Annotated in this window: 25 protein-coding genes, 2 tRNA genes and 1 other RNA gene; 13 read left to right on the top strand and 15 right to left on the bottom strand. The window is 65.6% G+C overall.

The features are described from left to right. Positions 1-27 precede the first annotated feature (27 nt). Positions 28-918: an ATP-binding protein gene (locus CL52_RS12035; RefSeq protein ID WP_043220869.1), complete on the top strand. Its 891-nt coding sequence runs from the start codon at positions 28-30 to the stop codon at positions 916-918. Positions 919-940: 22 nt separating this feature from the next. On the opposite strand, the gene CL52_RS12030 is transcribed toward CL52_RS12035, so the two are convergent. After that, positions 941-1615, bottom strand: coding sequence for a glutathione S-transferase family protein (locus CL52_RS12030; RefSeq protein ID WP_043220867.1), 675 nt, complete (start codon positions 1613-1615; stop codon positions 941-943). A 36-nt stretch (positions 1616-1651) separates the two neighbouring features. Beyond that, positions 1652-2419 (bottom strand): hypothetical protein, encoded by a 768-nt coding sequence (locus CL52_RS12025; RefSeq protein ID WP_043220864.1) that lies wholly within the window; start codon positions 2417-2419, stop codon positions 1652-1654. A gap of 222 nt (positions 2420-2641) precedes the next feature. Between CL52_RS12025 and CL52_RS12020 the strand changes: the two genes are divergently transcribed. Together CL52_RS12020 and CL52_RS12015 are read left to right on the top strand one after the other, a co-directional pair. Next, positions 2642-2717, top strand: a tRNA-Glu gene (locus tag CL52_RS12020). A gap of 6 nt (positions 2718-2723) precedes the next feature. Then, a tRNA-Gly gene (locus CL52_RS12015) sits at positions 2724-2799 on the top strand. A gap of 99 nt (positions 2800-2898) precedes the next feature. On the opposite strand, the gene CL52_RS12010 is transcribed toward CL52_RS12015, so the two are convergent. After that, positions 2899-3174 (bottom strand): metal-sensing transcriptional repressor, encoded by a 276-nt coding sequence (locus CL52_RS12010; RefSeq protein ID WP_041105764.1) that lies wholly within the window; start codon positions 3172-3174, stop codon positions 2899-2901. Positions 3175-3336: 162 nt separating this feature from the next. Here CL52_RS12010 and CL52_RS12005 point away from each other — a divergent pair, with 162 nt between their 5' ends. From CL52_RS12005 to CL52_RS11990, 4 genes are read left to right on the top strand one after another with little or no spacing between them, the layout of a single operon-like run. Beyond that, positions 3337-3666, top strand: a complete 330-nt coding sequence (locus CL52_RS12005) for an ArsR/SmtB family transcription factor (RefSeq protein ID WP_043220862.1) — start codon at positions 3337-3339, stop codon at positions 3664-3666. Next, positions 3663-4097, top strand: coding sequence for a YeeE/YedE family protein (locus CL52_RS12000; protein ID WP_041105760.1), 435 nt, complete (start codon positions 3663-3665; stop codon positions 4095-4097). Before CL52_RS12005 ends, CL52_RS12000 begins: the two co-directional genes overlap by 4 nt. A 2-nt stretch (positions 4098-4099) precedes the next feature. Further along, positions 4100-4519: a YeeE/YedE family protein gene (locus tag CL52_RS11995; RefSeq protein ID WP_043220859.1), complete on the top strand. Its 420-nt coding sequence runs from the start codon at positions 4100-4102 to the stop codon at positions 4517-4519. Positions 4520-4534: 15 nt separating this feature from the next. Next, on the top strand, positions 4535-4726 hold the full coding sequence (locus CL52_RS11990; RefSeq protein ID WP_043220857.1) for a YgaP family membrane protein: 192 nt from the start codon (positions 4535-4537) through the stop codon (positions 4724-4726). A 41-nt stretch (positions 4727-4767) separates the two neighbouring features. On the opposite strand, the gene CL52_RS11985 is transcribed toward CL52_RS11990, so the two are convergent. From CL52_RS11985 to CL52_RS11955, 7 genes are all read right to left on the bottom strand, one after another. Further along, positions 4768-5187, bottom strand: coding sequence for a DUF2141 domain-containing protein (locus tag CL52_RS11985; RefSeq protein ID WP_041105754.1), 420 nt, complete (start codon positions 5185-5187; stop codon positions 4768-4770). 28 nt (positions 5188-5215) lie between these two features. Beyond that, on the bottom strand, positions 5216-5596 hold the full coding sequence (locus CL52_RS11980) for a rhodanese-like domain-containing protein (RefSeq protein WP_043220853.1): 381 nt from the start codon (positions 5594-5596) through the stop codon (positions 5216-5218). Then, a complete protein-coding gene (locus CL52_RS11975; protein WP_082041987.1) occupies positions 5580-7376 on the bottom strand; it encodes a SulP family inorganic anion transporter in 1797 nt (598 codons plus the stop codon). The genes CL52_RS11980 and CL52_RS11975 overlap by 17 nt, the downstream gene beginning before the upstream one ends. 31 nt (positions 7377-7407) lie before the next feature. Further along, positions 7408-8271 (bottom strand): MBL fold metallo-hydrolase, encoded by an 864-nt coding sequence (locus tag CL52_RS11970; RefSeq protein WP_041105751.1) that lies wholly within the window; start codon positions 8269-8271, stop codon positions 7408-7410. 136 nt (positions 8272-8407) lie between these two features. Next, positions 8408-9142, bottom strand: coding sequence for an ABC transporter ATP-binding protein (locus tag CL52_RS11965; protein ID WP_041105749.1), 735 nt, complete (start codon positions 9140-9142; stop codon positions 8408-8410). Beyond that, on the bottom strand, positions 9135-10355 hold the full coding sequence (locus tag CL52_RS11960; protein ID WP_041105748.1) for an ABC transporter permease: 1221 nt from the start codon (positions 10353-10355) through the stop codon (positions 9135-9137). Before CL52_RS11960 ends, CL52_RS11965 begins: the two co-directional genes overlap by 8 nt. A gap of 3 nt (positions 10356-10358) precedes the next feature. Next, positions 10359-11507, bottom strand: a complete 1149-nt coding sequence (locus CL52_RS11955) for an efflux RND transporter periplasmic adaptor subunit (RefSeq protein WP_376752653.1) — start codon at positions 11505-11507, stop codon at positions 10359-10361. Positions 11508-11733: 226 nt separating this feature from the next. Here CL52_RS11955 and CL52_RS11950 point away from each other — a divergent pair, with 226 nt between their 5' ends. Beyond that, complete coding sequence (locus CL52_RS11950; RefSeq protein ID WP_041105746.1) at positions 11734-12663, top strand: ZIP family metal transporter; 930 nt, start codon at positions 11734-11736, stop codon at positions 12661-12663. Positions 12664-12672: 9 nt separating this feature from the next. Here CL52_RS11950 and CL52_RS11945 read toward each other — a convergent pair whose 3' ends face one another. From CL52_RS11945 to CL52_RS11935, 3 genes are all read right to left on the bottom strand, one after another. Next, positions 12673-13389, bottom strand: coding sequence for an OmpA/MotB family protein (locus tag CL52_RS11945; RefSeq protein ID WP_041105744.1), 717 nt, complete (start codon positions 13387-13389; stop codon positions 12673-12675). A gap of 1 nt (position 13390) precedes the next feature. Continuing rightward, positions 13391-14203 (bottom strand): motility protein A, encoded by an 813-nt coding sequence (locus tag CL52_RS11940; protein ID WP_041105743.1) that lies wholly within the window; start codon positions 14201-14203, stop codon positions 13391-13393. 114 nt (positions 14204-14317) lie between these two features. Beyond that, on the bottom strand, positions 14318-15304 hold the full coding sequence (locus tag CL52_RS11935; RefSeq protein WP_043220850.1) for an NAD(P)/FAD-dependent oxidoreductase: 987 nt from the start codon (positions 15302-15304) through the stop codon (positions 14318-14320). Positions 15305-15564: 260 nt separating this feature from the next. Between CL52_RS11935 and ffs the strand changes: the two genes are divergently transcribed. From ffs to efp, 3 genes are all read left to right on the top strand, one after another. Next, an RNA gene (gene ffs, locus CL52_RS20415) (signal recognition particle sRNA small type) lies at positions 15565-15661 on the top strand. A gap of 132 nt (positions 15662-15793) precedes the next feature. Further along, entirely contained in the window at positions 15794-16930 is a 1137-nt protein-coding gene (gene earP / locus CL52_RS11930) for an elongation factor P maturation arginine rhamnosyltransferase EarP (RefSeq protein ID WP_043220849.1), read from the top strand. A gap of 42 nt (positions 16931-16972) precedes the next feature. Beyond that, complete coding sequence (gene efp / locus CL52_RS11925; RefSeq protein ID WP_041105737.1) at positions 16973-17539, top strand: elongation factor P; 567 nt, start codon at positions 16973-16975, stop codon at positions 17537-17539. A 98-nt stretch (positions 17540-17637) separates the two neighbouring features. On the opposite strand, the gene CL52_RS11920 is transcribed toward efp, so the two are convergent. Then, entirely contained in the window at positions 17638-19086 is a 1449-nt protein-coding gene (locus tag CL52_RS11920) for an SLC13 family permease (protein WP_043220846.1), read from the bottom strand. A 146-nt stretch (positions 19087-19232) separates the two neighbouring features. After that, positions 19233-20582, bottom strand: a complete 1350-nt coding sequence (locus tag CL52_RS11915) for a class II 3-deoxy-7-phosphoheptulonate synthase (RefSeq protein ID WP_041105734.1) — start codon at positions 20580-20582, stop codon at positions 19233-19235. Between the two features lie 109 nt (positions 20583-20691). On the opposite strand from CL52_RS11915, the gene CL52_RS11910 reads away from it, so the two are divergent. Together CL52_RS11910 and CL52_RS11905 are read left to right on the top strand one after the other, a co-directional pair. After that, the gene (locus CL52_RS11910; protein ID WP_043220844.1) at positions 20692-21441 is read left to right on the top strand and encodes a spermidine synthase; all 750 of its coding nucleotides are present in this window, start codon (positions 20692-20694) and stop codon (positions 21439-21441) included. A gap of 205 nt (positions 21442-21646) precedes the next feature. Then, the gene (locus tag CL52_RS11905) at positions 21647-23806 is read left to right on the top strand and encodes a methyl-accepting chemotaxis protein (protein ID WP_043220842.1); all 2160 of its coding nucleotides are present in this window, start codon (positions 21647-21649) and stop codon (positions 23804-23806) included. Positions 23807-23985 lie beyond the last annotated feature (179 nt).

Genomic DNA, 23985 nt, shown 5'->3' with positions numbered 1-23985 from the left:
TCAATCTCATGATCGGAGTGGTATCGAATGGATGCCGAGTTGAGCGCTTTTCTGCGGCGCGCTGAAGCGGTGCTGGCGCGTGTCGAACCCCTGCTGCCCGAGCCTTGCCCGGAGATCGACTGGTCGCAGACCTTGGCCGCGCGCTGGCAGCGCAATGGGGCTAGCGGCTTTCTTGCGCCGCTGAAAGTCAGTCTCGATCTTTCGCTGGATGACCTGATCGGGGTAGACCGGCAGCGTGATTTGCTCGAAGCCAATACACGCCAATTCATCGCCGGCATGCCGGCCAACCATGCGTTGCTGTGGGGCGCACGCGGCACCGGCAAATCGTCGCTGGTTCGTGCGTTGCTGGCCAGGCATGCCGAGGACGGGCTGCGGCTGGTGGAGATCGAACGGGATCATCTCGCCGATCTGCCGCGCGTGGTCGAAGCGCTCTCGGGGCAGGCGTTTTCTTTCGTGCTGTTCTGCGACGATCTCTCGTTCGAGTCGGGGGAGGGCGACTATCGAGTGCTCAAGAGCGTGCTCGATGGCTCTCTGGAGCGGGCGCCTGAAAACGTGTTGCTGTATGCCACCTCCAACCGTCGCCACCTGGTGCCCGAGCGACAGAGCGATAACGAGAACTGGCAGATGGTCGACGGCGAACTGCACCCCAACGAGGCCGTCGAGGACAAGATTGCCCTGTCGGATCGATTTGGTCTCTGGCTGTCGTTCTACCCATTCAGTCAGCCGCACTATCTGGACGTCGTGCGCCACTGGGTCGGTGCGCTGGCAGGCGAGGCTTCGCTGCGCTGGGCGTGGGACGACGAACTGGAGAAGGAGGCGGTTCGCTGGGCGACCGGGCGAGGCAACCGCAACGGACGTTGTGCCTATCAGTTCGCGCGCCAGTGGGTCGGTAGGCAGCTGCTCGGTACCGCCCGCTGAGGTGGGCGATACCGATGCGGTTTCAGGCTTTGGCGGCTTTGCCCATCTCGATGAGCTTGGTATTCATCCGCTGTTCGCCCGGCAACACGCTTGCCAGGGACTCGGTCGCCTTCATGCGTGCATAGTGCGCGGCCAGCCGCGGCCAGCGTGAGGCATCGAGTTGCTCGCCGCCGTGCTCCATATTGACCAGCTGGCAGGCGACTGCGATGTCGGCCATCGATAGCTCGTCGAGGAAATACGGCCCCGCCCCGAGCTGCTGTTCCAGGTAATCGAAATGGCGCGGCAACTTGTCGTGCAGCGTCTCCTGTACCGCCTGCTCATTACAGGCCTGCCCCGCGCTGGGCTTGAGAATGCGGTTGCGGAAGACGGTGAAGGTGCACAGGGGCGCCAACTCGTAGTCGGCGTACTTTTCCAGCCAGCGCACACGGGCCCGATCAGCCGCGCTGGCACCATAAAGAGGAGTGGTCTGCGGATAGGCTTCTTCGATGTACTGGCAGATGACGCTGGAGTCGGCGAGGCTGAGGTCGCCATCCTTGAGAGCGGGAATGCGTCCCAGCGGGTTGAGCGCCAGGTACCACTCCGGTGGTGTGAAGGGCATGACCACTTCAAGCGTGTAGTCCAGGCCCTTCTCCTGAAGGCAGAGGCGGGCTTTGCGCACGAAAGGTGAAAGCGGCGCACCGAAGAGCGTCAGTGACATGATGTTCTCCCTCTTTGTTATCGTCAGGCACGAGGCTTAATAGACATTGTTCTTCTTCCAGAGATCATCGTCGTCAAAGCTCTTCATGCCTTCGGCGAGGATGCTTGGCTCGGTGGGCTGTGGCGTGCCCTGGCGCAGTACCAGCGCCTCGGCATGTGCCAGGGCGGCCTCCAGCTGGCGCAGCTGGCTCTGGTATTCGACAGGCTTGGGCTGCTTGCGGATGTAGTTGACCGCGCGTTCAAAGGCCAGCCGCGCGCGCTGCGGCAGGTTCTGCTGCAGCGCCTGCTTGCCCAGGTTGTTGAAGTAGTCGATGTGCAGCCTGACCAGCAGGCGTTGGATTTCGCGCAGCCACTGCTTGGCTTCGTCCTGCTTCAGGACGCCATCCTTGGCGCCTCGGACGACCTGAGCGTGCAGGTCCTCGAGCATGAAGCGAACTTCCTTGGCCTGCGCCTCGGTAACGATCTGGCAGGGCGCATTGCGCACTTCGACCGATTCGCCTTTTTCCCGCTCGGCGCGCAGGGTTTGCAGCCTGCTCTGCAGGGCGTCGTCGGTCTTGTCCAGTGGCAACAGCTTTTCACCGGCGTCCAGCTCGAGGCGCGTCAGGAGTTGCTTGAGGGCTGGCGTCATCAGCTGGCCAGGGAAGCTGTCGGATAGCTGTTGGCAGCGCCGACGACGATCGTTCAGTTCGGCTTTGAGCCTCGCCTTCTCCAGCTTGTGACGCTCGACGACCTGGTTGATATAGCCGATGGCGATCAGAAGCAGGACGCCGCCAATGACCAAAGCTGCAATCAAGACTGGGGACATGCGTGGCTCCTTCTCGGGCCGTTTTTTGCGTTCGAGTGTATAGGCTGAGATGGCAAGCTGATACCTCCACACCGCCTGGAGAAGAACGGGCAAAAAAAATTTCTCATGAGGGTTGACGGTCCTGGGAGGCGTCCATAGAATGCGCGCCACTTGCAGCGATTACCGCGAAGCGGAAGCGGCAGGTTAGAGGAATCCCTTGTAAAACAAGAGGTTCCGGGCAATGTCCCCTTCGTCTAGTGGCCTAGGACACCGCCCTTTCACGGCGGTAACAGGGGTTCGAGTCCCCTAGGGGACGCCAAGTTCTGCGGGAATAGCTCAGTTGGTAGAGCACGACCTTGCCAAGGTCGGGGTCGCGAGTTCGAGTCTCGTTTCCCGCTCCAAACATGGCCTTCGCAGTTGATGAGGGCAAGAAAAAAGCGACCAGACGGTCGCTTTTTTCGTTTCTGCCAGAGGCGCTCGCCGTGAGGGCCTCGGTTCGTTCAGGTGTACTTGGTGAAAATGGTGCGTACCCGCTCCAGGGCTTCGCCGGTCGCCTGGCTGCCGTCGGTCAGCGCCTCTTCCAGCAGGCAGGTCAGCATCAGCCGATAACTCTTGTCCAGCGCGCTTCGAGCGGCAGAGAACTGCTGTGCGATCGCTTCGCAGTCCTCTCCACGTCGGATCATCGCCTGAATGCCGCGAATCTGGCCTTCGACCCTGGCTAGGCGCTTGAGCATCGCCTGTTGTTGCTCGGGTAGCTTGGAAGGCTGGTCGTTCATCTGGATATACCTTGTCAGGGTGGCGGAAGAGCAGGCGCCAGGTCGCCTGGCGATCGTCGGCGTTCGCGCATCCTAGCGGCAGTGTCGAGCTGTGGCTACGGCCAAGTTGACACGCGTCGCGTCTATCGATATATAAATAAATATATTATTTATGGTGAATGTATGAGTGACCATTCTTCGCCGAGTCTCGACATGGCACAGCTGCGGGCCAATGCGGCGATGGCCGGCCAACTGCTCAAGGCGCTAGCCAACCCCGATCGCTTGCTGCTGCTGTGTCAGCTCTGCCAGGGCGAGCGCAACGTGAGCGAACTCGAAGCCTTGCTCGGCATTCAGCAGCCCACGTTGTCGCAGCAGCTCGGTGTGCTGCGCCGGGAAAAACTCGTTGCCACGCGGCGCGAGGGCAAGCAGATCTATTACCGGATCAGCAGCGCGCCGGCGCTGGCTGTCATCGAAACGCTCTATCAACAGTTCTGCGAGGGCAAAGAGTCATGACACTTGATTGGGCGGGCTTCACGCCGGTGACGGCCTTGTCGGGCGGTCTACTGATCGGCCTGGCGGCGGCTATCTTCGTGCTGTTCAACGGACGTATCGCCGGTATCAGTGGGTTGCTGGGTGGGCTGCTGGAGCGGCAGACGGAAGGACGCGAGGAAAAGGCGCTGTTCTTGCTCGGCTTGCTCGTGGCTCCGCTGATCTGGGGGCTTTTTGCGCAACAGCCAGCGCCGGAATTTCAGGTCGGCTGGCTGGGGACTCTGATTGCCGGACTGCTGGTCGGCGTGGGCACGCGCTTCGGCTCTGGCTGCACGAGTGGCCACGGGGTTTGCGGCATCTCCCGCCTGTCGCCGCGCTCGATCGTGGCCACACTCGCCTTCATGCTGGCCGGATTCGTCACCGTCTTTGTTCTACGTCATCTTTTCGGAGGCTGAGCATGCGCAGACTCATGGCATTCGCTGCCGGGCTGATTTTCGGCTTCGGGCTGCTGCTGTCCGGCATGGCGGATCCGGCCAAGGTCGTGGGATTTCTCGATCTGGCCGGGCGCTGGGACCCGTCGCTCGCGCTGGTCATGCTCGGCGCTATCGGCATGGCGATAGTCCCCTTTGCCTGGGCCAAGCGCCGATCGCGCAGCCTGCTGGGGGCTCCGATGGCCTTGCCGAGCAAGCGTGAGCTGGATGGCCGGCTAATCGGTGGCAGCCTGTTGTTCGGTGTGGGCTGGGGGCTAGCCGGCATTTGCCCGGGGCCAGCCCTGGTCCTGTTGCTGACCGGCTACTGGCAGGTCGTGCTGTTCGTCGCAGCCATGCTGGCTGGCATGGCGCTGTTCTCTGCGCTGGAGCACCGGCGCAATCACTGACCTCGGGAGGTCATCATGAAAACCAACGTGGGAACCATCGATCGTGCCGCGCGGATCGTTATCGGCCTGGTGCTGATCGTGCTTGCCTTGACGGGCGTCATCGGTGCCTGGGGCTGGATCGGCCTGCTGCCGCTGGCCACCGGCGTGTTCCGAGTCTGCCCGGCCTATTCGCTGCTTGGCATCAATACCTGCGGGCGCAAGGCCTGACCGCTAGGGCTGCCGGCCATCCCGCCGGCAGCCTGCATGGCTCAATAACGCATCTGTAGCTCGAGGCGAGCCGGCTGCTTGCCGACGTCGAAGGCGCTGTCGTCGAAGGCTGGCGGCCCCATGACTTTCGGGTTGTTCGAAAGGGCATAGCCCTCGGTGGGAAACATCCCGAAGCGCCTGTCCAGCTCTCCATTCGAATTCTCGTCGTGATACGCCATGATGGCGTAACGCCCAGGGGGTACATCGTCGAACACGACGCTGACCTCACCCTGCTTGGCCGCAGCCTGCTGCGTGGCGAACGCCAGGCGCTCCTTGCGGAAGGTCTTCGGTTCGGCATACAGCCCGACGCGCAGCTGCCCCTTGTCGTGCTGAACGCCTTTGAGGACGACTTCCAGTTGCTCGGCATAGCTGGGCGAGGCGGCCAGCATGGCGAGCGCGCCGAGGATTAGCGTGGACTTCATGATCGCTCCGTTACGGTGGTCTGAGCGCTCAATCGAAATCGATGCTGGCCGGTTTGGCAATCGGCATTTCGGCGGCCGACCAGGCATCGAAGCCGCCTGCGAGCGAACTGACCTTCAGATAGCCCATCTCCTTGAGCGACAGCGCCGCAAGCGCAGCGCGGCCGCTGGTCTTGCAATAGATGAACAACTGGAGGTCGCGTGCGGCCAGCTCCGGCGTCGCCGTGAGCTTGAACTCAAGGACGCCGCGCGGAATGTTGATGGCGCCGGGGATATGGCCGTTGGCGTACTCGTCCGGCTCGCGGACATCGATCAGCACGTCGGCGGCATTGATCGTTGCTTGTGCCTCGCTGAGCTGTACCTCGTGGATCTGCGGCCTGGCCAATTCGACCAGATCATGAGCTGTGCGCATCGTTGACTCCTCGTTGAGCTATTCCGGCGGTTCGCTCGCCGGTGGCGGTATGCACGGAGGTGATGAAAGCGGGATCGAGTGCTTTCAGCGCTTCGTACTGGCTGATGAAGACCTGGCCACCGAAATGGTGCAGGAACGGCGCCTGACGCAGGCGATCCATCACCGGTCCCTTGACCTCCGAAAGGTGCAGCTGCACGCCGGCAGCGTGCAGGCGCTGGGCGATGGCTTCGAGGCTCTCCAGCGCGCTGGCGTCGATCAGGTTCACCCCAGGGCACATCAGCACCAGATGCCGTGTGCCCGGTCGCGCCTCGATCAACGCGGCGACACGATCTTCGAGATAGCGGGCATTGGGGAAATACAGGCTCTCGTCGACGCGCAGGCTCAGGACCGTTGGGCTCTGTCTGACCGGGAAGCGCTCGACGTTGCGAAAGTGTTCGGTGCCCGGCAGCAGGCCGACCACCGCCATATGAGGCTGGCTGGTGCGCCAGAGGAACAGCAGCAGTGAGAGCCCGACGCCGAGCACTATGCCCACCTCGACGCCGATCACCAGTACGCCGAGCATGGTGGCGATCATCGCGCTGGCATCCTGACGGGAGTACTGCCAGGTTCGTTTCAATGCCGTCAGGTCGACCAGGCTGAGCACCGCCACGATGATCGTCGCGGCCAGCACGGCGTGTGGCAGGTTGCGAAACAGGGGCGTGAAGAACAGTACGGCGATGCCAATGCCGATGGCCGTGAGGGCGCCGGCTAGCGGCGTCTGAGCTCCGGCATCGAAGTTGACTACCGAGCGGGCGAATCCGCCGGTCACCGGAAAGCCGCCGCTCAATGCGGCGGCGAAGTTGGCGCTCCCCAGCGCGATCAGCTCCTGGTTCGGCTCGATGCGCTCGCGGCGTTTGGCAGCCAGCGTCTGCGCGACCGATACCGACTCGACGAAGCCGATCAGGCTGATCAGCACGGCCGCCGGGAGCAGTGCCTCGGCCAGCTGCAGATCCAGCGGCGGCAGGGTGAACGTCGGCAAGCCCTGGGGGATTGCGCCGACGACCTTTACCCCTCTTTCGTCCAGATCCAGCAGGGTAACGACCGCGATGGCAACCAGTAGCGCGAATACCGGGGCGATGCGCGTCAGGGTCGCAGCCAGCCCTGCTCGCAGACCAAGCGCTTGCAGTAGGCGCCCGGCCCGCGTGCGGGCCAGGAACAGGAACAGCAGCGTGGTGCCGCCGATGGCCAGGGTGGGCGCGTGCGCCTGCGGCAATGCCGTCACCAGTTCGGCGAGCAGCGCCGGCGCGTTATCGCTCTGCAGCGAGACGCCGAGCAGGTGCTTGAGCTGACCCAGCGCGATCAGCAGGGCTGATGCGCTGATGAAGCCGGAGATCACCGGGTGGCTCAGAAAACTGGCGAGAAAGCCCAGACGCAGCAGCGCCATCAGCAGCAGGAAGGCGCCGGACAGTGCCGCCAGCAACAGTGCGGCACCGATGTATTCGGCGCTGCCGACGGGATACCAGGGGGCGATAGCGGTAGCGGTCATCAGCGACACCACCGCCACCGGGCCGACGGCTAGCGTACGGCTGGTGCCGAACAGGGTGTAGGCCAGCAGCGGCAGAATGCTCGCGTAGAGGCCGGAAACCGGCGGCAACCCGGCGAGCAAGGCATAGGCGAGGCTCTGCGGAATCAGCATCAGCGTAACGATCAGCGCGGCCGTCAGGTCCTTGCCCGCCGCCTGACGGTCGTAGTGGCGCAGCCAGCTCAGGCAGGGCAGCAGGCGGCTGGCTCTGACGTTCATGAACACACTCCCATGGGTGATCAGTGCGGGCCTAGAGTGCGTCCAGAGGGATTTTCAAGTAGCGCGTGCCGTTGCTTTCCGGCGCTGGTAGCTGCCCGGCGCGCATGTTGATCTGCACCGATGGCAGGATCAGCGCGGGCATGTCCAGCGTGGCGTCGCGCTCGTTGCGCATGGCGACGAAGGCTTCTTCGCTGATGCCATCACGCACGTGCACGTTGCGCTGGCGCTCTTCGCCGATGGTGGTCTCGAAGAGAAACTGCTCGCGTCCCGGAGCCTTGTAGTCATGGCACATGAATACGCGGGTGAAGTCCGGCAGCTGGAACAGACGCTGGATCGAACGATAGAGCGTCCGAGCATCGCCGCCGGGGAAGTCGCAGCGGGCCGTGCCATAGTCGGGCATGAACAGCGTATCGCCGACGAACACGGCATCGCCGATCAGGTAGCTCATGCAGGCGGGGGTGTGACCAGGCGTATGAATGGCGCGCGCGGCGATCTCGCCGATCTGAAAGCGCTCGCCGTCGTCGAACAAGTGATCGAACTGGCGGCCGTCCGTGCAGAAATCGGCCCCGGCATTGAACAACTTGCCGAAGGTTTCCTGCACTTGGGTGATGTGATTGCCGATGGCGATGCGGCCGCCCAGTTGCTCGCGGATATATGCCGCCGAACTCAGGTGGTCGGCATGCACATGCGTCTCCAGCAGCCACTGCAGGCTCAGCCCGTGCTCGCGGATGTAGCCGATCAGGCGGTCGGCGCTTGCGTGCGAGGTGCGACCGGCCGCCGGATCGTAGTCCAGCACCGGGTCGATCACGGCGCAGGCGCCTGTCTGCGGGTCGCTGACCACGTAGCTGTAGGTGAAGGTGGCGGTGTCGAAGAAGGCTTCGATCTGAGCAGTCATCTGGCGGCCTCGCGTGCTTCATACCCAAGGGGGTATCTGAGTGCTCCGAATGATAACTCGCAGTTTGGTTATATGCTTAGCTCGATTTTTCATTAGCAGCCGGACGGGGCTAGCGTGCGGATATTTGCGGCGAGGGTCAGCGTAAAGGGCCGCTTGTGCCGTCTCGAATGATCTGGCCATCGACCAGCTCGACTGTTCTCGGGCACGCCTCTGCCAGGCGCGGATCGTGCGTGACGACGAGAATGGCGCAGCCAAACTCGTCATTGATCCGGTGAAAGAGCTCGAAGACGCTCTGCGCGGTGCGGCTGTCGAGGTTGCCTGTCGGTTCGTCGGCCAGCAGCAGAGGCGGGCGGGTGACCAGCGCCCGAGCGATCGCCACCCGTTGTTGCTGGCCGCCCGACAGCTGCGTGGGTTTCTGCTCGGCGAAGCGCTCGAGGCCGACCTGGTCGAGCAGTTCACGCGCGAGCTCGGTCTGCTCGCGCCCCGGTTTGCCCTGGCGGATCATCAGCGGCATGAGCACGTTGTCGAGCACGCTGAAAGCCGAGATCAGGTGATGGAACTGGAACACGAAGCCGATCGCCTGGTTGCGCATGTGCGTGCGGGTGGTGTCGTCCGCGGTGGCGGTCGGCTGGCCGAGCAGGTAGAGCTCGCCCTCGGTCGGCGTGTCGAGCAGGCCGATGATATTGAGCAGCGTGCTCTTGCCCGAACCGGACGGGCCGATCAGCGCGGCCAGCTCGCCGCGCTCCAGCCGCAGGTCGATCCCATGCAGCACTTCGGTTTCCAGCGTTGTGCCGATATTGAACGACTTGCGCACGCCGGCCAGGCGCAGCACCGGAGCGGATGGCCTGGGCGCGAAGGGTTGTTCAGACATAACGGATTGCCACGGCCGGATCGTAATGTGCGGCGCGTCTCGCAGGTGCCGCGGCCGCGAGTACGCCAGTGAGGGTGGCCACCAGCATCGCCAGCGGTACCAGCGTCGGGTCTACCGGAATTTCGAATAGCCGAGGCCCGAAGAGGTTGAATACCTGCACCAGTGACCAGCCGACCGCGCCGCCACAGGCCGAGCCGACCAGCCCGAGCAGCCCGCCTTGCAGCAGGAACACCCTGAGAATCTGCCCGCGCGGGCTGCCCATGGCGCGCAGGATGCCGATCTCGCGGGTGCGTTGCACCACACTGACCGCCAGTACGCTGGCAATGCCGAAGGCCACCGAGATGCCGACGAAGATGCGGATCATCTCCGTGGTCATGCTCTGCGAGGCGAGGGCATTGAGCAGTTGGCCATTGGTCGCCATCCAGCTTTCGGCCTTCTGCCCGGTCAGCCGGGCGAGGCGGGCGGCGATGCGCTCGGCCTCGAACAGCTCGCCGATGCGCGTATCGATCACGGTGACGCCGCCGGGCAGGTCGAGCAGGGTCTGCGCCTGTTTCAGATCGAGATAGACGTAGCGCTCGTCCAGCTCGCGCACGCCGAGACTAAACACGCCGGCGATGTCCACCACAGCTTCGCGTCCATCGCCAGCGTCCAGGCGCAGCTTGTCGCCAAGCGCGAGGCCCAGGTCTTCGGCCAGCTCGGCGCCGATCACCGCGTGGCCGGCGCCGACGCGCAGCTCGCCGGCGATCAGGTCGTCACTCAGCGGGATGATGCGCTGATAACGCTCCGGGTCGATGCCGATCAGCGCGACCGAGGCGCGCGCCACGCCGCGGCGGGCGATGGCCGGGCCGCTGATGACCGGGGACACGGCGAGTACGTCGCGGTCGCGGTCGAGCACGTCGCGTACTTGCTGCCAGTTGAGGATCGAGCGCAGGCGCTGCGCGCGCGGGCTCTCCAACACCAGGTCATAGCTGCCTGGCGCCCCAGGCTGCACGCGGTTGGCTTCATCGGGCGGGAGGATGCGGATGTGCGCCTGGGTGCCGAGGGTGCGTTCGATCACGTTCGCCTGCAGGCCGGTGATCAAAGCGGTGATGAACACGATGACCGCCGATCCGACGGCGATGCCGAAAACGATCAGCAGCGTCTGCATGCGATTGTCGAAGAGAAAGCGCAGCGCGATACGCCATTCGGTCCAGAGCGAGTCGGCCAGGCGCATGTGTCAGCTACCGGCGCCAGGGATCGGCTGCTCGCGGATGCGCACCCGCTGCCCTGGCTCGGCCTCGCCGACGAGCACCAGCTGGCCCTCTTCGAGGCCTTCGGCGATCTCGCTCATGGCGGTACCGAGCAGGCCGAGGCGAACCGTGACAGGCTCGGCGTGGCCGTCGCGCACGCGCAGCACTTCAGCGGTCGAGCCGCTGCGCTGGCGCAGCGCATCGTTGGGCAGCACGAGAGCCTGCTCGCGACGCCCGGTCTCGATGTTCACCGACACCGTCATGCCCTGGCGCAGCGCTTCGGCAGGCTCGAGCAGTTGCAGGTGGACGTCGATGGTGCCGCGAGCGGTGTCGACGCTCGGTGCGATGAAGCTGACCTCGGCGCGGTACGGTCGGTCGGGATAGGCATCGGCGATGACCAATGCCTGCTGGCCGATGGCAACCGGTGCCAGATTCTTCTCATCCAGCGGCAGGAGGATCTCGCGGCTATCGACGCGGGCGATTTCCAGCAGCGTGCGGCCCGGCTGTACCAGGTCGCCGGGCTCGACGTTGCGTCGCTGCACGATGCCGTCGAAGCCGGCCAGGATGCGTGTACGCGCCAGGGCCGTGCGGGCGGCCTCGAGCCGCTCACGCAGGATGCGTTCTTCGCTGCCATCGGCGGCCAGCGCAGCGGCGGCCAGCCGGGCGCGATCGCGGATCACGCGCGCAGCCAGCTCGGCGCGGCGTGCCTGCTCCAGCGCCTCGGCCGATAGCAGCTTGCGCGCCTGCAATTTTTCGCGACGCGCGAGCTCGCGCTGCGCCTGCAGCAGGTTGCTTTGCGCGTCCTCCAGGGTTGCCTCGGCCTGCGGCCGGCTGGAGTCGACCAACTGGCGCAGCGCAGCCTCGGCCTCGCGCAGGCGAGCAGTCTGTTCCTCGTCGCGCAATTCGAGCAGCAGGTCGCCCTTGCGCACGCGGTCGCCCTCGCGCACATGTCGCGCGGTGACCACCCCGGTAATCTCGCTGCCGACCTGGGCGACGGACTGGTTGTCGACCTCGCCACTGGCCACCACGCGCTGGACCAGCGGGCGCATTTCCACGCGGTAGGCGGTCAGCAGCGGGCCGCGCCACTGCAGCCAGAAGAACCAGGCGGCCAGCAGCGCGAGCAGCAGGACGACCAGATAGGCGGGGCGGAGGGATTTGCTGAGCGGCAAGGTGGACGACTCCTGACGGATGCGCCGGTTGGATTTGGGCAAGCTTAAGAGCAAAACCGCCCGACGGTACACAGGGCGCTGGCCAGATGACGTCCGAGGCTATGTGAAGGCGGCGTCTATCACGGCCATAGGCGGTTTGCCGCGGACCTTCGTCGCTACAATGGCGCCACTCTCTCCGGTAAGGCAGTTCACCATGGCAAACACCCAAAGCCCCGCTTCGACACTGCGTGCAGCCTGGATCGCCCAGGCACAGGCCAGCCCCTGGGTCACCGCCGGCCTCGGTGGCTCGCTGCTCGCCGTGCTCGTGCTGCTGCTGGCCAGCGGCTACAACGCGCTCGACAACGGCGACCAGGGCAACCTGCGCTATGCCCTGGCCGGAGGATCGGCGGGGTTCGCCGCGACGGCGTTCGGCGCGTTGCTTGCCATCGGGTTGCGCACTGTCTCGCAGCGCACCCAGGACAGCCTGCTTGGCTTTGCGGCCGGCATGATGCTCGCGGCAGCCTCGTTCTCCTTGATCCTCCCGGGGCTGGCCGCCGGCGAGGAGATCCTGGGCAACAGCAGCCTCGCTGCGGTCACCGTGGTACTCGGCCTGGGCCTGGGGGCCTTGCTGATGCTCGGCCTGGATCGCTTCACCCCGCACGAGCATGCCAGTACCGGGCCGTGCGGGCCGGATTGCGAGCGGCTCAACCGCGTCTGGCTGTTCGTTTTCGCCATCGCCCTGCACAACCTGCCCGAGGGCATGGCGATCGGCGTCAGTTTCGCCAATGGCGACATGAGCGTCGGCCTGCCGCTGACCACGGCGATTTCGATCCAGGATATCCCCGAGGGGCTGGCGGTCGCGCTGGCGCTGCGAGCCGTCGGCCTTTCGGCTCTGGTCTCGGCGCTGGTCGCCGCCGCTTCGGGGCTGATGGAGCCGCTCGGTGCGCTCGTTGGCATGGGCATCTCGACCGGTTTTGCCATTGCCTATCCGGTCAGCCTCGGGCTGGCGGCCGGTGCGATGATCTTCGTCGTCTCCCACGAAGTCATCCCGGAGACCCATCGCAACGGGCACCAGACCCCGGCAACCATCGGCCTGATGATCGGCTTCGGCGTGATGATGTTCCTCGACACCGCGCTGGGCTGAGCGGGCGCCTCAGTTGCCGGGCGCGGTCTGCATCACCAGTTCCACTCGCCGGTTGCCGGCTCGGCCGGCAGCGCTGGCGTTGTCGGCCAGCGGCCGGGTATCGGCAAAGCCGGTGGCGCTCATGCGCGTGGCCGCGATGCCGTTGAGTTGCAGATAGCGCACGACGCTGCTGGCACGTGCCGAAGACAGCTCCCAGTTCGACGGAAAGCGTGCCGTGCTGATCGGCAGGTTGTCGGTATGGCCTTCGACGAGGATGCGATACGCGTTGCCGGCCAGTGTTGGCACCAGGCGGTCAAGTACATCCAGGCCGGCCTCTGCCAGCTCGGCCTCGGCGGAGGCGAACAGCAGCTCACTGCTGATGCGAAAGCTGATGCTGCCCTCGTTGACGATGACCTCGATACCCTCGCCGAGATCGGACGCGAGCGCGTGCTCCTGGGGCGGCGCGACCGGTTCCGGCGCAGGGGGCGTGGCGACGACGATCGGAGCGATCGCTGCACCGGGCAACGGTTGCGCGGCCAATGGCGTGCCGAGCGCCGCCGCGTCGGCTGCAGGCGGCTGCTCGGCATGCCCGTCGCCCTTGCCAGCCAGGGCAAGCAGCACCACCAGCATCACCAAGAGCAGGGTGATGGTGTCCAGGTAGGTCAGCAGCCAACCCTCCTGTTCTTCTTCGCGCGGGGCTTCGACATGCCACTTGCCGAAGCGACCTCCGCCGGCCGAGGGGCTCACCTCAGGCGCCCTCGACGCTGCGGGCGCGCGGGGGCGGCGCCTTGCCGTCGCGAATCTCGTCGTCATGGTGGGCGATGAACGACTTGAGCGTCTCGCGCATGTACGCCGGGCTGCGCTTGTTGCACATCATCGAGATGCCCTGCATCACCAGGTTCATCAGCGCGACGCGCTGCTCGGTACGTCGTTCGAGCTTCACCGCGACCGGCTTGAGGATCAGGTTGGCCAGCAGCACGCCGTAGAACGTGGTCATCAGGGCAACGGCGAGGCTGCGGCCGATCTCGGCCATGTCGCCGCTGCCGAGCAGGAACATCAGGTTGATCAGCCCGACCAGTGTGCCGATCATGCCGAACGCCGGCGCATAGCTGGCCATGGCGCGGAACAGCTGTGCCTCGGCGGCTTCCCGCGCGCGGAGGCGTGCGATACGCCACTGCATCAGATCGATGATGTCTTCCTCGGGCGTGTTGTCGATCACCAGCTGCACGCCCGTGCGCAGGAAGGGGTTGCCGACCTTTTCCAGCGCGCGTTCGACCGCTGGCAGGTCGCCGCCGATCCACAGCCGCGAGATCTGCACCAGTTCTTCCAGGTCCTGGCGGGTATACAGGCGCTCGTTGCGCAGCACTGTCCAGATCAGGCCGAAGACGCGCATCACTTCGCGCAGGGGGTAGCTGATGAAGGTGGCCGCCAGGGTGCCGACCACCACGATGCCGAGGCTGGGCAGGTCGACGAACAGCGCGGGCTCGCGCGCGGCGAAAAGCATCACCACGCTGAGCAGCGCAACGCTGGCGACGATGCCGATAAGGGTAGAGGGATTCATCAGGGCTCCGGGGCGGGCGCGCAGGCGCAAGCAGTCTTCCGGAGATTCGGCCGGGAACCGGGCAACTTTAGCCCGGCTTGGCCCGGCGCGGCGTGGCAGAGCCCTCGCGGTGGGTCAGAGGTGCTCCAGCAGCCGGCGAGCGGCCTCCTGCCCGCTGAGCCAGGCACCCTCGACGCGTCCGGACAGGCACCAGTCGCCGCAGGCATAGATGCCGAGCCCGGCGTCGGCCAGCGCTCCCCATTCATGGCTCTGTGCCGGTCGCGCGTAGAGCCAGCGGTGCGCCAGGGTGAAGGTGGGGGCGGGCACCACGCAGTCGATCAGCTCGGCGAAGGCGCCATGCAGATGCTCGATGATCGCCTCGCGCGAGTGATCCAGGTGCTGGCGACTCCAATTGCTGGTGGCATGCAACACCCAGGTATCAGGCTGCCCATCACGGCCGGGTTTGCTGCTGTTGCGGGCGAACCAGTCGAGCGCGTCGTCGCGCACGAAGCAGCCATCGACCTCGGTGGCCAGCGGCGTGGAGAAGCCCAGCGCGACGGCCCAGGTCGGCTCCATCGCCACGCTCGCGGCCACCGCGGCGAGTTTCGGCGCGCCCGCGAGCAAGGCACTGGCCTGCGGCGCCGGCGTGGCGACGATGACCTGGCTGAAGGGGCCGTGGCTCGCCCCGCTGGCGTCGACCAGGGTCCAGTTCTCCTCGCCGCGAAACGCCTCGGTGATGCGGCAGCTGAAGGTCACCGGCAGGTCGGCCAGCAGGCCGCGGGTGATGGCGCTCATCCGTGGTACGCCGACCCAGCGCAGCTGCTCGTCGGCAGACGGGGCGAGCTGGCCCTCACGGGCCTGGTGCAGATGCGGCGTCCAGGGCGCGGCCCAGCCTTCGGCCTGCCATAGCTGGACGACGTCGGTGAAGCGACGGTCACGGGCGGTGAAGTACTGGGCGCCGAGTTCGAAGGTGGCGCCCTCGGCGCTCTTGCTGCCCATGCGTCCGCCACTGCCACGGCTCTTGTCGAACAGATGCACCGCCTGGCCTGAGTCGTGCAGAAGCCGGGCGGCCGACAACCCGGCGATACCGGTGCCGATGATGGCGATGGGGGCCTTGCTCATGAATTACCTCTTCGCGGGTGGCACCGCGCCCAGGAAGAAAAGCACGGCACTAACATCAATGTATGACAGGCATTCGAACCTGTTGCTCATCCTCGAACAGACCACCCGTCCTTGCCTAGGGGGCATTTGCTCCAATTGGCTCAATGGACGACTTTGGCGAAGCCCGCGCCCAGCTGGAGGCCGCAAGCAGAGGTTGTAAGTTGGGAGCAAGCCGGTACAATGGCGCCGCTCGCCGCAAGGCGGGTTCGTTATGGTGGCCCTGCCGGTCCCCCCGCAACGATCAGCCGTGAACCCGGTCAGGCCCGGAAGGGAGCAGCCGCAGCGGTGACATTGTGTGCCGGGGTGTGGCTGGTGGGGTCACCTCCATAACGCCTTCTCGAAATCCCTTTCTCTTCGCGTTCGTCGGTCTTTGTCGGTCGGTGACGTGTTCGCATATCCTTACGCCCCTTTTCAGAGCGCACGCCGGCGGCGTGGCATCAGGAGCGATTCGTGTCGGTAAAGGCCTGCTGGGACATCTTCTGCGTCGTGGTGGACAACTACGGCGACATCGGCGTGACCTGGCGTCTGGCGCGGCAGCTGGTCGCCGAATACGACCAGCAGGTCCGGTTGTGGGTCGATGACCTGGAAACCTTTGCGCGCCTCTGTCCCGGCGCCAGCGCCGAGGCGGCGCAACAATGGCAGCAGGGCGTCGAGATTCGCCTGTGGCCGCAGCCCTGGTGCGATGCCGAGCCGGCCGATGTCGTCATCGAGGCGTTCGCCTGTGATCTGCCGCCGTCCTACATCAATGCGATGACCGCCAGTGGCAGACGGATTCTCTGGCTGAACCTCGAGTACCTCAGTGCCGAGGACTGGATCGTCGGCTGCCACGCGCTGCCTTCGCTGCAATCCGGCGGGCTGCAGAAGTACTTCTTTTTTCCGGGCTTCGAGGCCGCCACCGGCGGGCTGATTCGTGAGGCCGATCTGCTCGGGCGGCGTGACGATTTCCGTCGCGAAGGTCGTGCGGCGGCTTTCCTGGCGAGTCTCGGCGTGCGGCTGGAGCCCGAGGCGCGGCTGCTGTCGCTGTTCGCCTATGAAAACGGCGCGGTGGCCGGGTGGCTGGACGCCCTGGCCTGCGATTCGCGGCCCAACCAGCTGCTGGTGCCCGAAGGGCGCGTGTTGGGCGATGTCGCAGGCTGGCTGGGCGAGCCCGCCGCCGCGGCCGGCCAGCGCTTCGTTCGCGGCACACTGACGCTCGATGTGGTGCGCTTCATGACCCAGGAGGAATACGACCAACTGCTGTGGAGCTGCGATTTCAACGCGGTGCGTGGCGAGGAGTCGTTCATTCGCGCGCAGTGGGCGGGTCGTCCGCTGGTCTGGCACATCTACCCGCAGGAGGACGACGCCCACTGGGTCAAGCTCGGGGCGTTTCTCGACCTCTACTGTCACGGCCTGAGCGCGCCGGCCGAAGCGGCTCTGCGCGGGTTCTGGCGCGCCTGGAACAGTGGCGAGGGCAGCGCCGCGGCGTGGCGTGCCTTGCTGGGCCAGTACGACGAGCTGCTCGCACACGCCGAGCAGTGGACCGGCAAGCAGGTGGCCAATGGCGATCTGGCGGGAAAACTGGTGTTCTTCCATACCGATTGGCTATGATGTGCGGCCTGTTTTTGTCTCCCATTTTCTCCGGATATTCGTATGAAAACCGCACAAGAGTTTCGTGCCGGCCAAGTGGCCCTGATCAACGGCGAGCCCTGGGTCATCCAGAAAGCCGAATTCAACAAGTCCGGCCGCAACGCTGCCGTGGTCAAGATGAAGCTGAAGAACCTGCTCAACGGCCAGGCTACCGAAACCGTGTACAAGGCTGACGACAAGTTCGAGCCGGTCATCCTCGAGCGCAAGGAAGTGACCTACTCCTACTTCGCCGATCCGATGTACGTGTTCATGGACACCGAGTTCAATCAGTACGAGATCGAGAAGGAAGACCTCGGCGACGCGCTGAACTTCGTCGAAGACGGCATGCAGGACGTCTGCGAAGCCGTGTTCTACAACGATCGCGTGATCTCCGTCGAAATGCCGACCAGCATCGTGCGCCAGATCGCCTACACCGAGCCGGCCGTACGCGGCGACACCTCGGGCAAGGTGATGAAGACTGCCAAGCTGAACAATGGCTACGAGCTGAAAGTGGCCGAGTTCTGCGATATCGGCGACTACATCGAGATCGACACCCGCACCGGCGAGTACAAGTCCCGCGCCAAGGTCTGAGACCGGCGGCGACTGAACGATCGAAAAAGCCCGGCCATGTGCCGGGCTTTTTCTTGCCTGCCTTCCGGGCGGCCGCGGCGGAGCACGGCCGCCAACGGTCAAGAGGCCCAGATCAGGCCGATCAGGCCATAGCAGAGCAGGGTGACGAAGAACACGCCGAACAGGTTCAGGGCGAAGCCGGCCTTGATCATCGACTGGATACGCATCTCGCCGGTGCCGAAGACGATAGCGTTGGGCGGAGTCGCCACTGGCATCATGAAGGCGCAGCTGGCAGCGATTGCGGCCGGGATTGCCAGCATCTGCGGCGGCAGGCCCTGTTCCACGGCGAGCGCGCCGAGCAGCGGCAGGAATGCCGCGGCTGTTGCCGTGTTCGAGGTGATTTCGGTCAGAAAGGTGATCACCAGCGCGACCAGGCCGATCATCAGGATCAGCGGCAGCATGTCGAGGCCGCCGAGGCTCTGCGCGATCCATTCGGCCAGCCCGGAGGCGCCGATGACGCCAGCCAGCGACAGGCCACCACCGAACAGCAGCAGCACGCCCCAGGGCAGCTTGTTGGCGGTCTGCCAGTCGAGCAGGAAGGTACGCTCCTTGACGTTGGCCGGAATCAGAAACAGCAGCAGGGCGGCGCCGATGGCGATGCTGGTGTCGTTCAGCCCCGGGAGAGGCTCGGCCAGCAACGGTTGGAAGATCCAGGCGAGTGCCGCCAGGGTGAAGATCAGGGCGACCAGCTTTTCCTGGCGCGACATGGGCCCGAGGGCGGCCATCTCCTGTTGCAGCATGCTGCGACTGTCGCCACCGGACAGGCGGAAGCCGCCGCGTGTGAGCCACCACCAGGTAAAGAGCAGCATGCCGGCCGTTACCGGCACGCCGAGCAGCATCCACTGGCCGAAGCCGATGTGTACGTCATGGTTCTCGCGCAGGAACGCCGCGAGTAGCGCGTTGGGCGGCGTGCCGATCAGCGTGGCGATGCCGCCGACGCTGGCGGCATAGGCGATGCCCAGCAGCAGGGCGGTGGCGAAGCGTTCGCTCTGCTCTCGCGCGCTGCCCTCGGTCAGCAGGCCGATCACCGACAGGCCGATGGGCAGCATCATGATGCTGGTGGCGGTATTGCTCACCCACATGCTGATAAAGGCGGTGGCGATCATGAAGCCGGCAATCTGCCGGCTCGGCTGGTTGCCGACTGCCAGCAGCGTGGCCAGCGCGATGCGCTTGTGCAGGTTCCAGCGCTGCATCGCCAGACCGAGCAGGAAGCCACCGAGGAACAGGAAGATCGTCGGGTTGGCATAGGGGGCCGTGGCCTTGGCGAGGCTGTCGATGCCCAGCAGCGGAATCAGCAGGACCGGCAACAGCGAGGTGGCCGGAATCGGGACGGCTTCGGTCGACCACCAGACGGCCATCATGGCGGCCATGCCGACGGTGCGCCAGGCCGTTTCCGATAGGCCCGCCGGCGGGTCGGTCAGCAGGCAGGCGACCAGCAGCAGTGGCCCGAGGAACAGGCCGATCCAGGCGGCGAGGACCGCGGCCCGGTGTTGCGATGCATCAGACATTTGAAAGGACAACCTCTACAGCGATGAACAAAAGCGTGCACACCCGTGGTGTAAACACCCGGGGGCGGGATTGGTTCGCTCGGAAGGCTCCGCAGGGGGAGCGTGGTCGGCTGCCGGATGCGCTCCGGCAGCCGCGAAGGGGCGCGTCAGCCGACGCGCAGCTGCTTGAGTGTCTCGGCGATCATGAACGCCAGCTCGAGCGACTGGTCGGCATTCAGCCGCGGATCGCAGTGCGTGTGGTAGCGGTCGCACAGGCCGGCCTCGGTGACCGGGCGCGAGCCGCCGATGCACTCGGTGACGTTCTGCCCGGTCATTTCGATATGAATGCCGCCCGGGTAGCTGCCTTCGGCTCGGTGCACCTCGAAGAACTGCCGCACCTCGGCGAGGATGCGCTCGAAGTCACGCGTCTTGTAACCGCTGGACGCCTTCATGGTATTGCCGTGCATCGGGTCCGAGCTCCAGAGCACCTGGCGACCCTCGTTCTGTACGGCGCGGATCAGCCGTGGCAGATGATCCTCGACCTTGTCGGCCCCCATGCGCACGATGAGGTTCAGGCGGCCCGGATCGTTGTCCGGATTGAGCAGGTCGATCAGGCGCAAGAGATCATCGGTGGCGATGCTCGGCCCGACCTTGACCCCGATCGGGTTGCCTACGCCGCGCAGGAATTCGACGTGCGCGCCGTCGACCTGGCGGGTGCGGTCACCGATCCAGAGCATGTGCGCGGAGCAGTCGTACCAATGGCCGGTGAGGCTGTCCTGGCGCACGAAGGCTTGCTCGTAGTTCAGCAGAAGCGCCTCGTGGGCGGTGAAGAAGCTCGTCTCGCGCAGCTGCGGCGCATCGTCCAGACCACAGGCGCGCATGAAGCGCAGGGTTTCGTCGATGCGCGCGCCGAGCTGGTGGTACTTCTCGGCCATCAGCGAGTTGGCGATGAAGTCGAGGTTCCACTGATGGACCTGATGAAGATCGGCGAAGCCGCCCTGGGCGAAGGCACGCAAAAGGTTCAGCGTGGCGGTGGACTGGTGGTAGGCCTGTAGCAGGCGCTCGGGGTCCGGCACGCGGCTGGTGCTGTCGAAACCGATGCCGTTGACGATGTCGCCGCGGTAGGCCGGCAGAGACACCTCGCCAATGGTCTCGCTGCCGGACGAGCGTGGCTTGGCGAACTGGCCGGCCATGCGCCCGACCTTCACCACCGGGCAGCCGGCGGCAAAGGTCATGACGATGGCCATCTGCAACAGCACCTTGAAGGTGTCGCGGATCTTTGTCGCGGAGAATTCGGCGAAGCTCTCGGCGCAGTCGCCGCCCTGCAGCAGGAACGCCCGGCCCTGGGTGACTTCGGCGAACTGCCGACGCAGCTCACGGGCCTCGCCGGCGAACACCAGCGGCGGCAGCGCCGCAAGATTATTTTCGACGCGTGCCAGCGCGGCGGCGTCCGGGTATTCGGGTTGCTGCTCGATGGGCTTTTCGCGCCAGCTAGACGGGCTCCAGGAAGTGGTCATGGTCGTTCCGGGGTCAGAAGAGTGCGGCGATGTTAGCGCAACAAACCGGCGCCCGCTGATAGTCCACGCCTGGCGCTTGCTAACATTGCGCGGTCTCGAGGAGAACCTGATGCACAGAGAAGAGCGGCTGCTGGCCGAGGTAACCGATGAATACGGCCTGATCCGCGTGCTCGAGGTGGGCGACTACCGCTTTCTCGAATTCGGCGCCGAGGTCGAGCAGAGCTGTGTATTCAGCGCCGATCCCGCCTGGCTCGAATATGACTACACGCGGGCCATGCTGCTTGGCGCGCTGGCTCACGAGGCACCGGAGACCGCGCTGTTTCTCGGGCTCGGTGCCGGCAGCCTGACCCAGGCCTGCCTGAAATACCTGCCGCTCGAGGATGTCGAGGCCATCGAGCTGCGTCCGGCCGTGGTCGAGCTGGCACGCAGCCATCTGGGCCTGGCCGATGATCCGCGACTGTACATCCGCGTCGGCGATGCGCTGCAGCTGCTCGACAGCGCGGAAACGGCGGACCTGATCTTTCTCGATCTCTACACCGATACGGGGCCTGCCGCCGCGCACCTGGCCTGGGATTTCCTGCGTCGCTGCCAGGGCAAGCTCAATCCCGGCGGCTGGCTGGTGATCAATCAGTGGGGCACCTCGGAGAACAAGCCGCTTGGTGCGGCCTTGCTGCGTGGCCTGTTCCATCGCCACTACTGGGAATGCCCGGTCGCCGAAGGCAACGTGGTGCTGCTGGTGCCAGCCGAGCTGGAGCAATCCCTCGATCGGGCGCGCCTGCAGGCGCGCGTCGAGGCCCTGGCGCCGCGGCTCGGCTATTCGCTGCAGCCGCTGCTCGAGGTGCTGCGGCCGGCCAGCTGAGCTGCACCAGCCCGGGGCGCGCTTCGCTGAGCGCGTGCGACAGCTGCACATTTTCAGTGCGGCGTCTGCGCCAGGCCAGCGGACGCGAAGCGGAATCGTCGCGACGAGCCGGTAGCCGGAGGAGCTGGCCGACTAATTGCAAAGTGCCAGCTCTGTTTTCCGCGCAACCAGGAGCTCGCCAGTGCCCGACCTCAAAAGCCACCGTATGCATCTCTCGCCCGCCGAACGCGGCTGGCTGCCCTGGTTCGGGCGCAGCGGAAAGCTGGCGATGGGGTGGTCCTGCTGGCTCAATCGTGGTCGCTACGCCGGCGTCGAGCAGATCTTCGAGGGGATCGCCGAGACCCGGGTACGCTTGCTCCAGCAATGGGTGGCGGCGCACTGGGAGCATCTTGCCGACACCGTCGCCAGCTTCGGAGAGGAGGCCATACGCGCCGATGGCGCCTCGCTCGAGAGCAAGCGCGCACAGCTGCCGGACATCGCCGAGTTGTTCGTGGTCGACACGAATGGCTGCGTGATGGCCTCGACCCGCACTGCGCAGGTCGGTACCCGGGTCGATGCGCGGGCCCTGGCCGCCGGGCTGCGCGCGCCGTTCCTGCATGGACCGTACCTTGACCCTGCAACCCTGGCGATGGGGCCGACCACCTCGCGTTTCCATGATGCCGTGACGCTGATGTTCTACCAGCCACTGCAGGCGGGCGGGCAGACGCTTGGGTGCCTGTGCGCGCGGGTGCCGAACGACGTACTCGGCGACCTCATCCAGCGCGAGGCCGGACACATCTATCCGGAGTCCGGCGACAACTACCTGTTCATGGTCGAGTCGCGCTTCGACCGTGCGATCCAGCCGGGCACGGCACTGTCGCGCTCGCGCTTCGAGGATTCCACCTTCAGCCATGGCGAGAACCTCAAGAGCGGCGTGCATACGCGCTGGGGCACGGTGCGCGTGCAGGCGCATACCGAACTGGAGTTGCGTTTCACCGACCCGGCCACCGGCCAGCTGCATCCGGGTGTCCGCGAAACCATCGCCCAGGGCGAGAATCTTTTCGTCAGCTATCCGGGCTACTCGGACTACCGCCATATTCCCGTGGTCGGCAAGGGCGTGACCTTTCAACTGGCGGGTTCGCCCGATCGTTGGGGCATGATGTGCGAGGCGGACCTGGAAGAGGTCTATCGACGCCGCTCGCTGTCGGTCGGGCTGATGCGCACCTACCTGGTCACCGTTACCACGCTGTTCTGCCTGGGTACGCTGCTGCGCACCTTCAGCGGCCTGCCGGAGCTGGTGCTGACGCTCCTCGAAGCGGTACTGCTGCTCACCGGCGCCTCGGTGTTCGCCGCCTTCGGCCCGCGCCGGCTGGCGGCACGCATGCAGGCGCTGACCGATGTCATCCGCACGCTTGCAGAGGGCGAGGGCAATCTGCGCCAGCGCGTCGACGTGCAGCACCTGGCGCACGATGAAAGCGGCGAGCTGGGGCGCTGGCTGAACAGCTTCGTCGACAGCCTGGACACCGTGGTCGGCCAGGTGATCCACGTCTCGCAGCATGTACGTCACGACAACGAGCAGATGCTCCGGCGCAGCGGTGAAGCGGGGCAGACCACGCGTGAGGTGGCCGACTCCGTTCACCAGCTCCTGGTGCTGGTCGAGCAGCAGCTCGGTGAGATCCAGCAGGCGTCGATGACCGCCGAAGAGATGAAGGCGGCCATGGATGATGTGGTCGCGCGCGCTCGCGAGCGCTTCGAGACGGTGCGGCAGGGCACCGAGTCGATTCGCGACGTGGTGTCGCGCTCGGCGCGCAGCGTCAAGCAACTCGACAGCCGCATGTCGGAGATCGACGAGATCGTCGGACTGATCAGCGACATCACCACCCAGACCAACCTGCTAGCGCTCAATGCGGCCATTGAGGCGGCTCGTGCGGGCGAACACGGACGCGGCTTCGCGGTGGTGGCCGGCGAGGTGCGTTCGCTGGCCCAGCGTACCGCTGGCGCCGCCGAAGACATTCGCCACAAGGTCGAGAGCCTGCAGGCCGAGACCCGCCAGGCGGTGTCCTTCATGGAAGGCGGCGTGCAGGACGTCGACAGCAGCCTGAGGCTGACGGAGGAAGCCTCCTCGGAAAACCTGCACCTGCACCAGACGGTCGAGCGCATGTTCGAGATCATCAAGCAGCTCAACGAGCGCAGCCTGCACTACGGCCAGACCATTCGCGGTGTCGACCAGGCCTCGGGCGAGATGGGCCAGACCCTCGGCGTGCTGCAGGACAGCGCCGAGCGGGTTCGGCATACCGCGGGCAAGCTGCAGCAGCTGGTCGGCCGCTTCCGGGTCAGCGCCGCCAACGAGGCGCCAGGCGAGCCTCGCCGCGGCTCGTTTGGCTGATAATCGCGCCGGCAGATAAAGGGCCGGCGCCAGGGGCGTGCGGGTCGCCAGGGCGCGGCCGCTGCCTCCGGGGAGCGGCGTGACCGTTCAAGCAAAATACGCGCACAGCTTCGCGTTAATCCGGTATAGTACGCGCCGGCTGAAACCCAGCCTGCGTTCAGGTACTGCAACACACGAAG

The sequence above is a fragment of the Stutzerimonas balearica DSM 6083 genome (assembly GCF_000818015.1).
In the GTDB taxonomy this organism is placed as follows: domain Bacteria; phylum Pseudomonadota; class Gammaproteobacteria; order Pseudomonadales; family Pseudomonadaceae; genus Stutzerimonas; species Stutzerimonas balearica.
The sequence above is the reverse complement of the archived record's forward strand: the minus strand, read 5'-3'. Positions and strand labels throughout refer to the sequence as shown.

Excerpts from the sequence above, each read along its gene's own strand:
- CL52_RS11950 (WP_041105746.1), top strand. The coding sequence starts at position 11,734 with ATGGCAAACACCCAAAGCCCCGCTTCGACACTGCGTGCAGCCTGGATC.
- CL52_RS12000 (WP_041105760.1), top strand. The coding sequence starts at position 3,663 with ATGACACTTGATTGGGCGGGCTTCACGCCGGTGACGGCCTTGTCGGGC.
- CL52_RS12035 (WP_043220869.1), top strand. The coding sequence starts at position 28 with ATGGATGCCGAGTTGAGCGCTTTTCTGCGGCGCGCTGAAGCGGTGCTG.
- CL52_RS12025 (WP_043220864.1), bottom strand. The coding sequence starts at position 2,419 with ATGTCCCCAGTCTTGATTGCAGCTTTGGTCATTGGCGGCGTCCTGCTT.
- CL52_RS11915 (WP_041105734.1), bottom strand. The coding sequence starts at position 20,582 with ATGACCACTTCCTGGAGCCCGTCTAGCTGGCGCGAAAAGCCCATCGAG.
- CL52_RS11995 (WP_043220859.1), top strand. The coding sequence starts at position 4,100 with ATGCGCAGACTCATGGCATTCGCTGCCGGGCTGATTTTCGGCTTCGGG.
- CL52_RS12010 (WP_041105764.1), bottom strand. The coding sequence starts at position 3,174 with ATGAACGACCAGCCTTCCAAGCTACCCGAGCAACAACAGGCGATGCTC.
- CL52_RS11940 (WP_041105743.1), bottom strand. The coding sequence starts at position 14,203 with ATGAATCCCTCTACCCTTATCGGCATCGTCGCCAGCGTTGCGCTGCTC.
- efp (WP_041105737.1), top strand. The coding sequence starts at position 16,973 with ATGAAAACCGCACAAGAGTTTCGTGCCGGCCAAGTGGCCCTGATCAAC.
- CL52_RS11990 (WP_043220857.1), top strand. The coding sequence starts at position 4,535 with ATGAAAACCAACGTGGGAACCATCGATCGTGCCGCGCGGATCGTTATC.
- CL52_RS11980 (WP_043220853.1), bottom strand. The coding sequence starts at position 5,596 with ATGCGCACAGCTCATGATCTGGTCGAATTGGCCAGGCCGCAGATCCAC.
- CL52_RS11985 (WP_041105754.1), bottom strand. The coding sequence starts at position 5,187 with ATGAAGTCCACGCTAATCCTCGGCGCGCTCGCCATGCTGGCCGCCTCG.
- CL52_RS11935 (WP_043220850.1), bottom strand. The coding sequence starts at position 15,304 with ATGAGCAAGGCCCCCATCGCCATCATCGGCACCGGTATCGCCGGGTTG.
- CL52_RS11970 (WP_041105751.1), bottom strand. The coding sequence starts at position 8,271 with ATGACTGCTCAGATCGAAGCCTTCTTCGACACCGCCACCTTCACCTAC.
- CL52_RS11975 (WP_082041987.1), bottom strand. The coding sequence starts at position 7,376 with ATGAACGTCAGAGCCAGCCGCCTGCTGCCCTGCCTGAGCTGGCTGCGC.
- CL52_RS12005 (WP_043220862.1), top strand. The coding sequence starts at position 3,337 with ATGAGTGACCATTCTTCGCCGAGTCTCGACATGGCACAGCTGCGGGCC.
- CL52_RS11910 (WP_043220844.1), top strand. The coding sequence starts at position 20,692 with ATGCACAGAGAAGAGCGGCTGCTGGCCGAGGTAACCGATGAATACGGC.
- CL52_RS11965 (WP_041105749.1), bottom strand. The coding sequence starts at position 9,142 with ATGTCTGAACAACCCTTCGCGCCCAGGCCATCCGCTCCGGTGCTGCGC.
- CL52_RS12030 (WP_043220867.1), bottom strand. The coding sequence starts at position 1,615 with ATGTCACTGACGCTCTTCGGTGCGCCGCTTTCACCTTTCGTGCGCAAA.
- CL52_RS11905 (WP_043220842.1), top strand. The coding sequence starts at position 21,647 with ATGCATCTCTCGCCCGCCGAACGCGGCTGGCTGCCCTGGTTCGGGCGC.
- CL52_RS11960 (WP_041105748.1), bottom strand. The coding sequence starts at position 10,355 with ATGCGCCTGGCCGACTCGCTCTGGACCGAATGGCGTATCGCGCTGCGC.
- CL52_RS11920 (WP_043220846.1), bottom strand. The coding sequence starts at position 19,086 with ATGTCTGATGCATCGCAACACCGGGCCGCGGTCCTCGCCGCCTGGATC.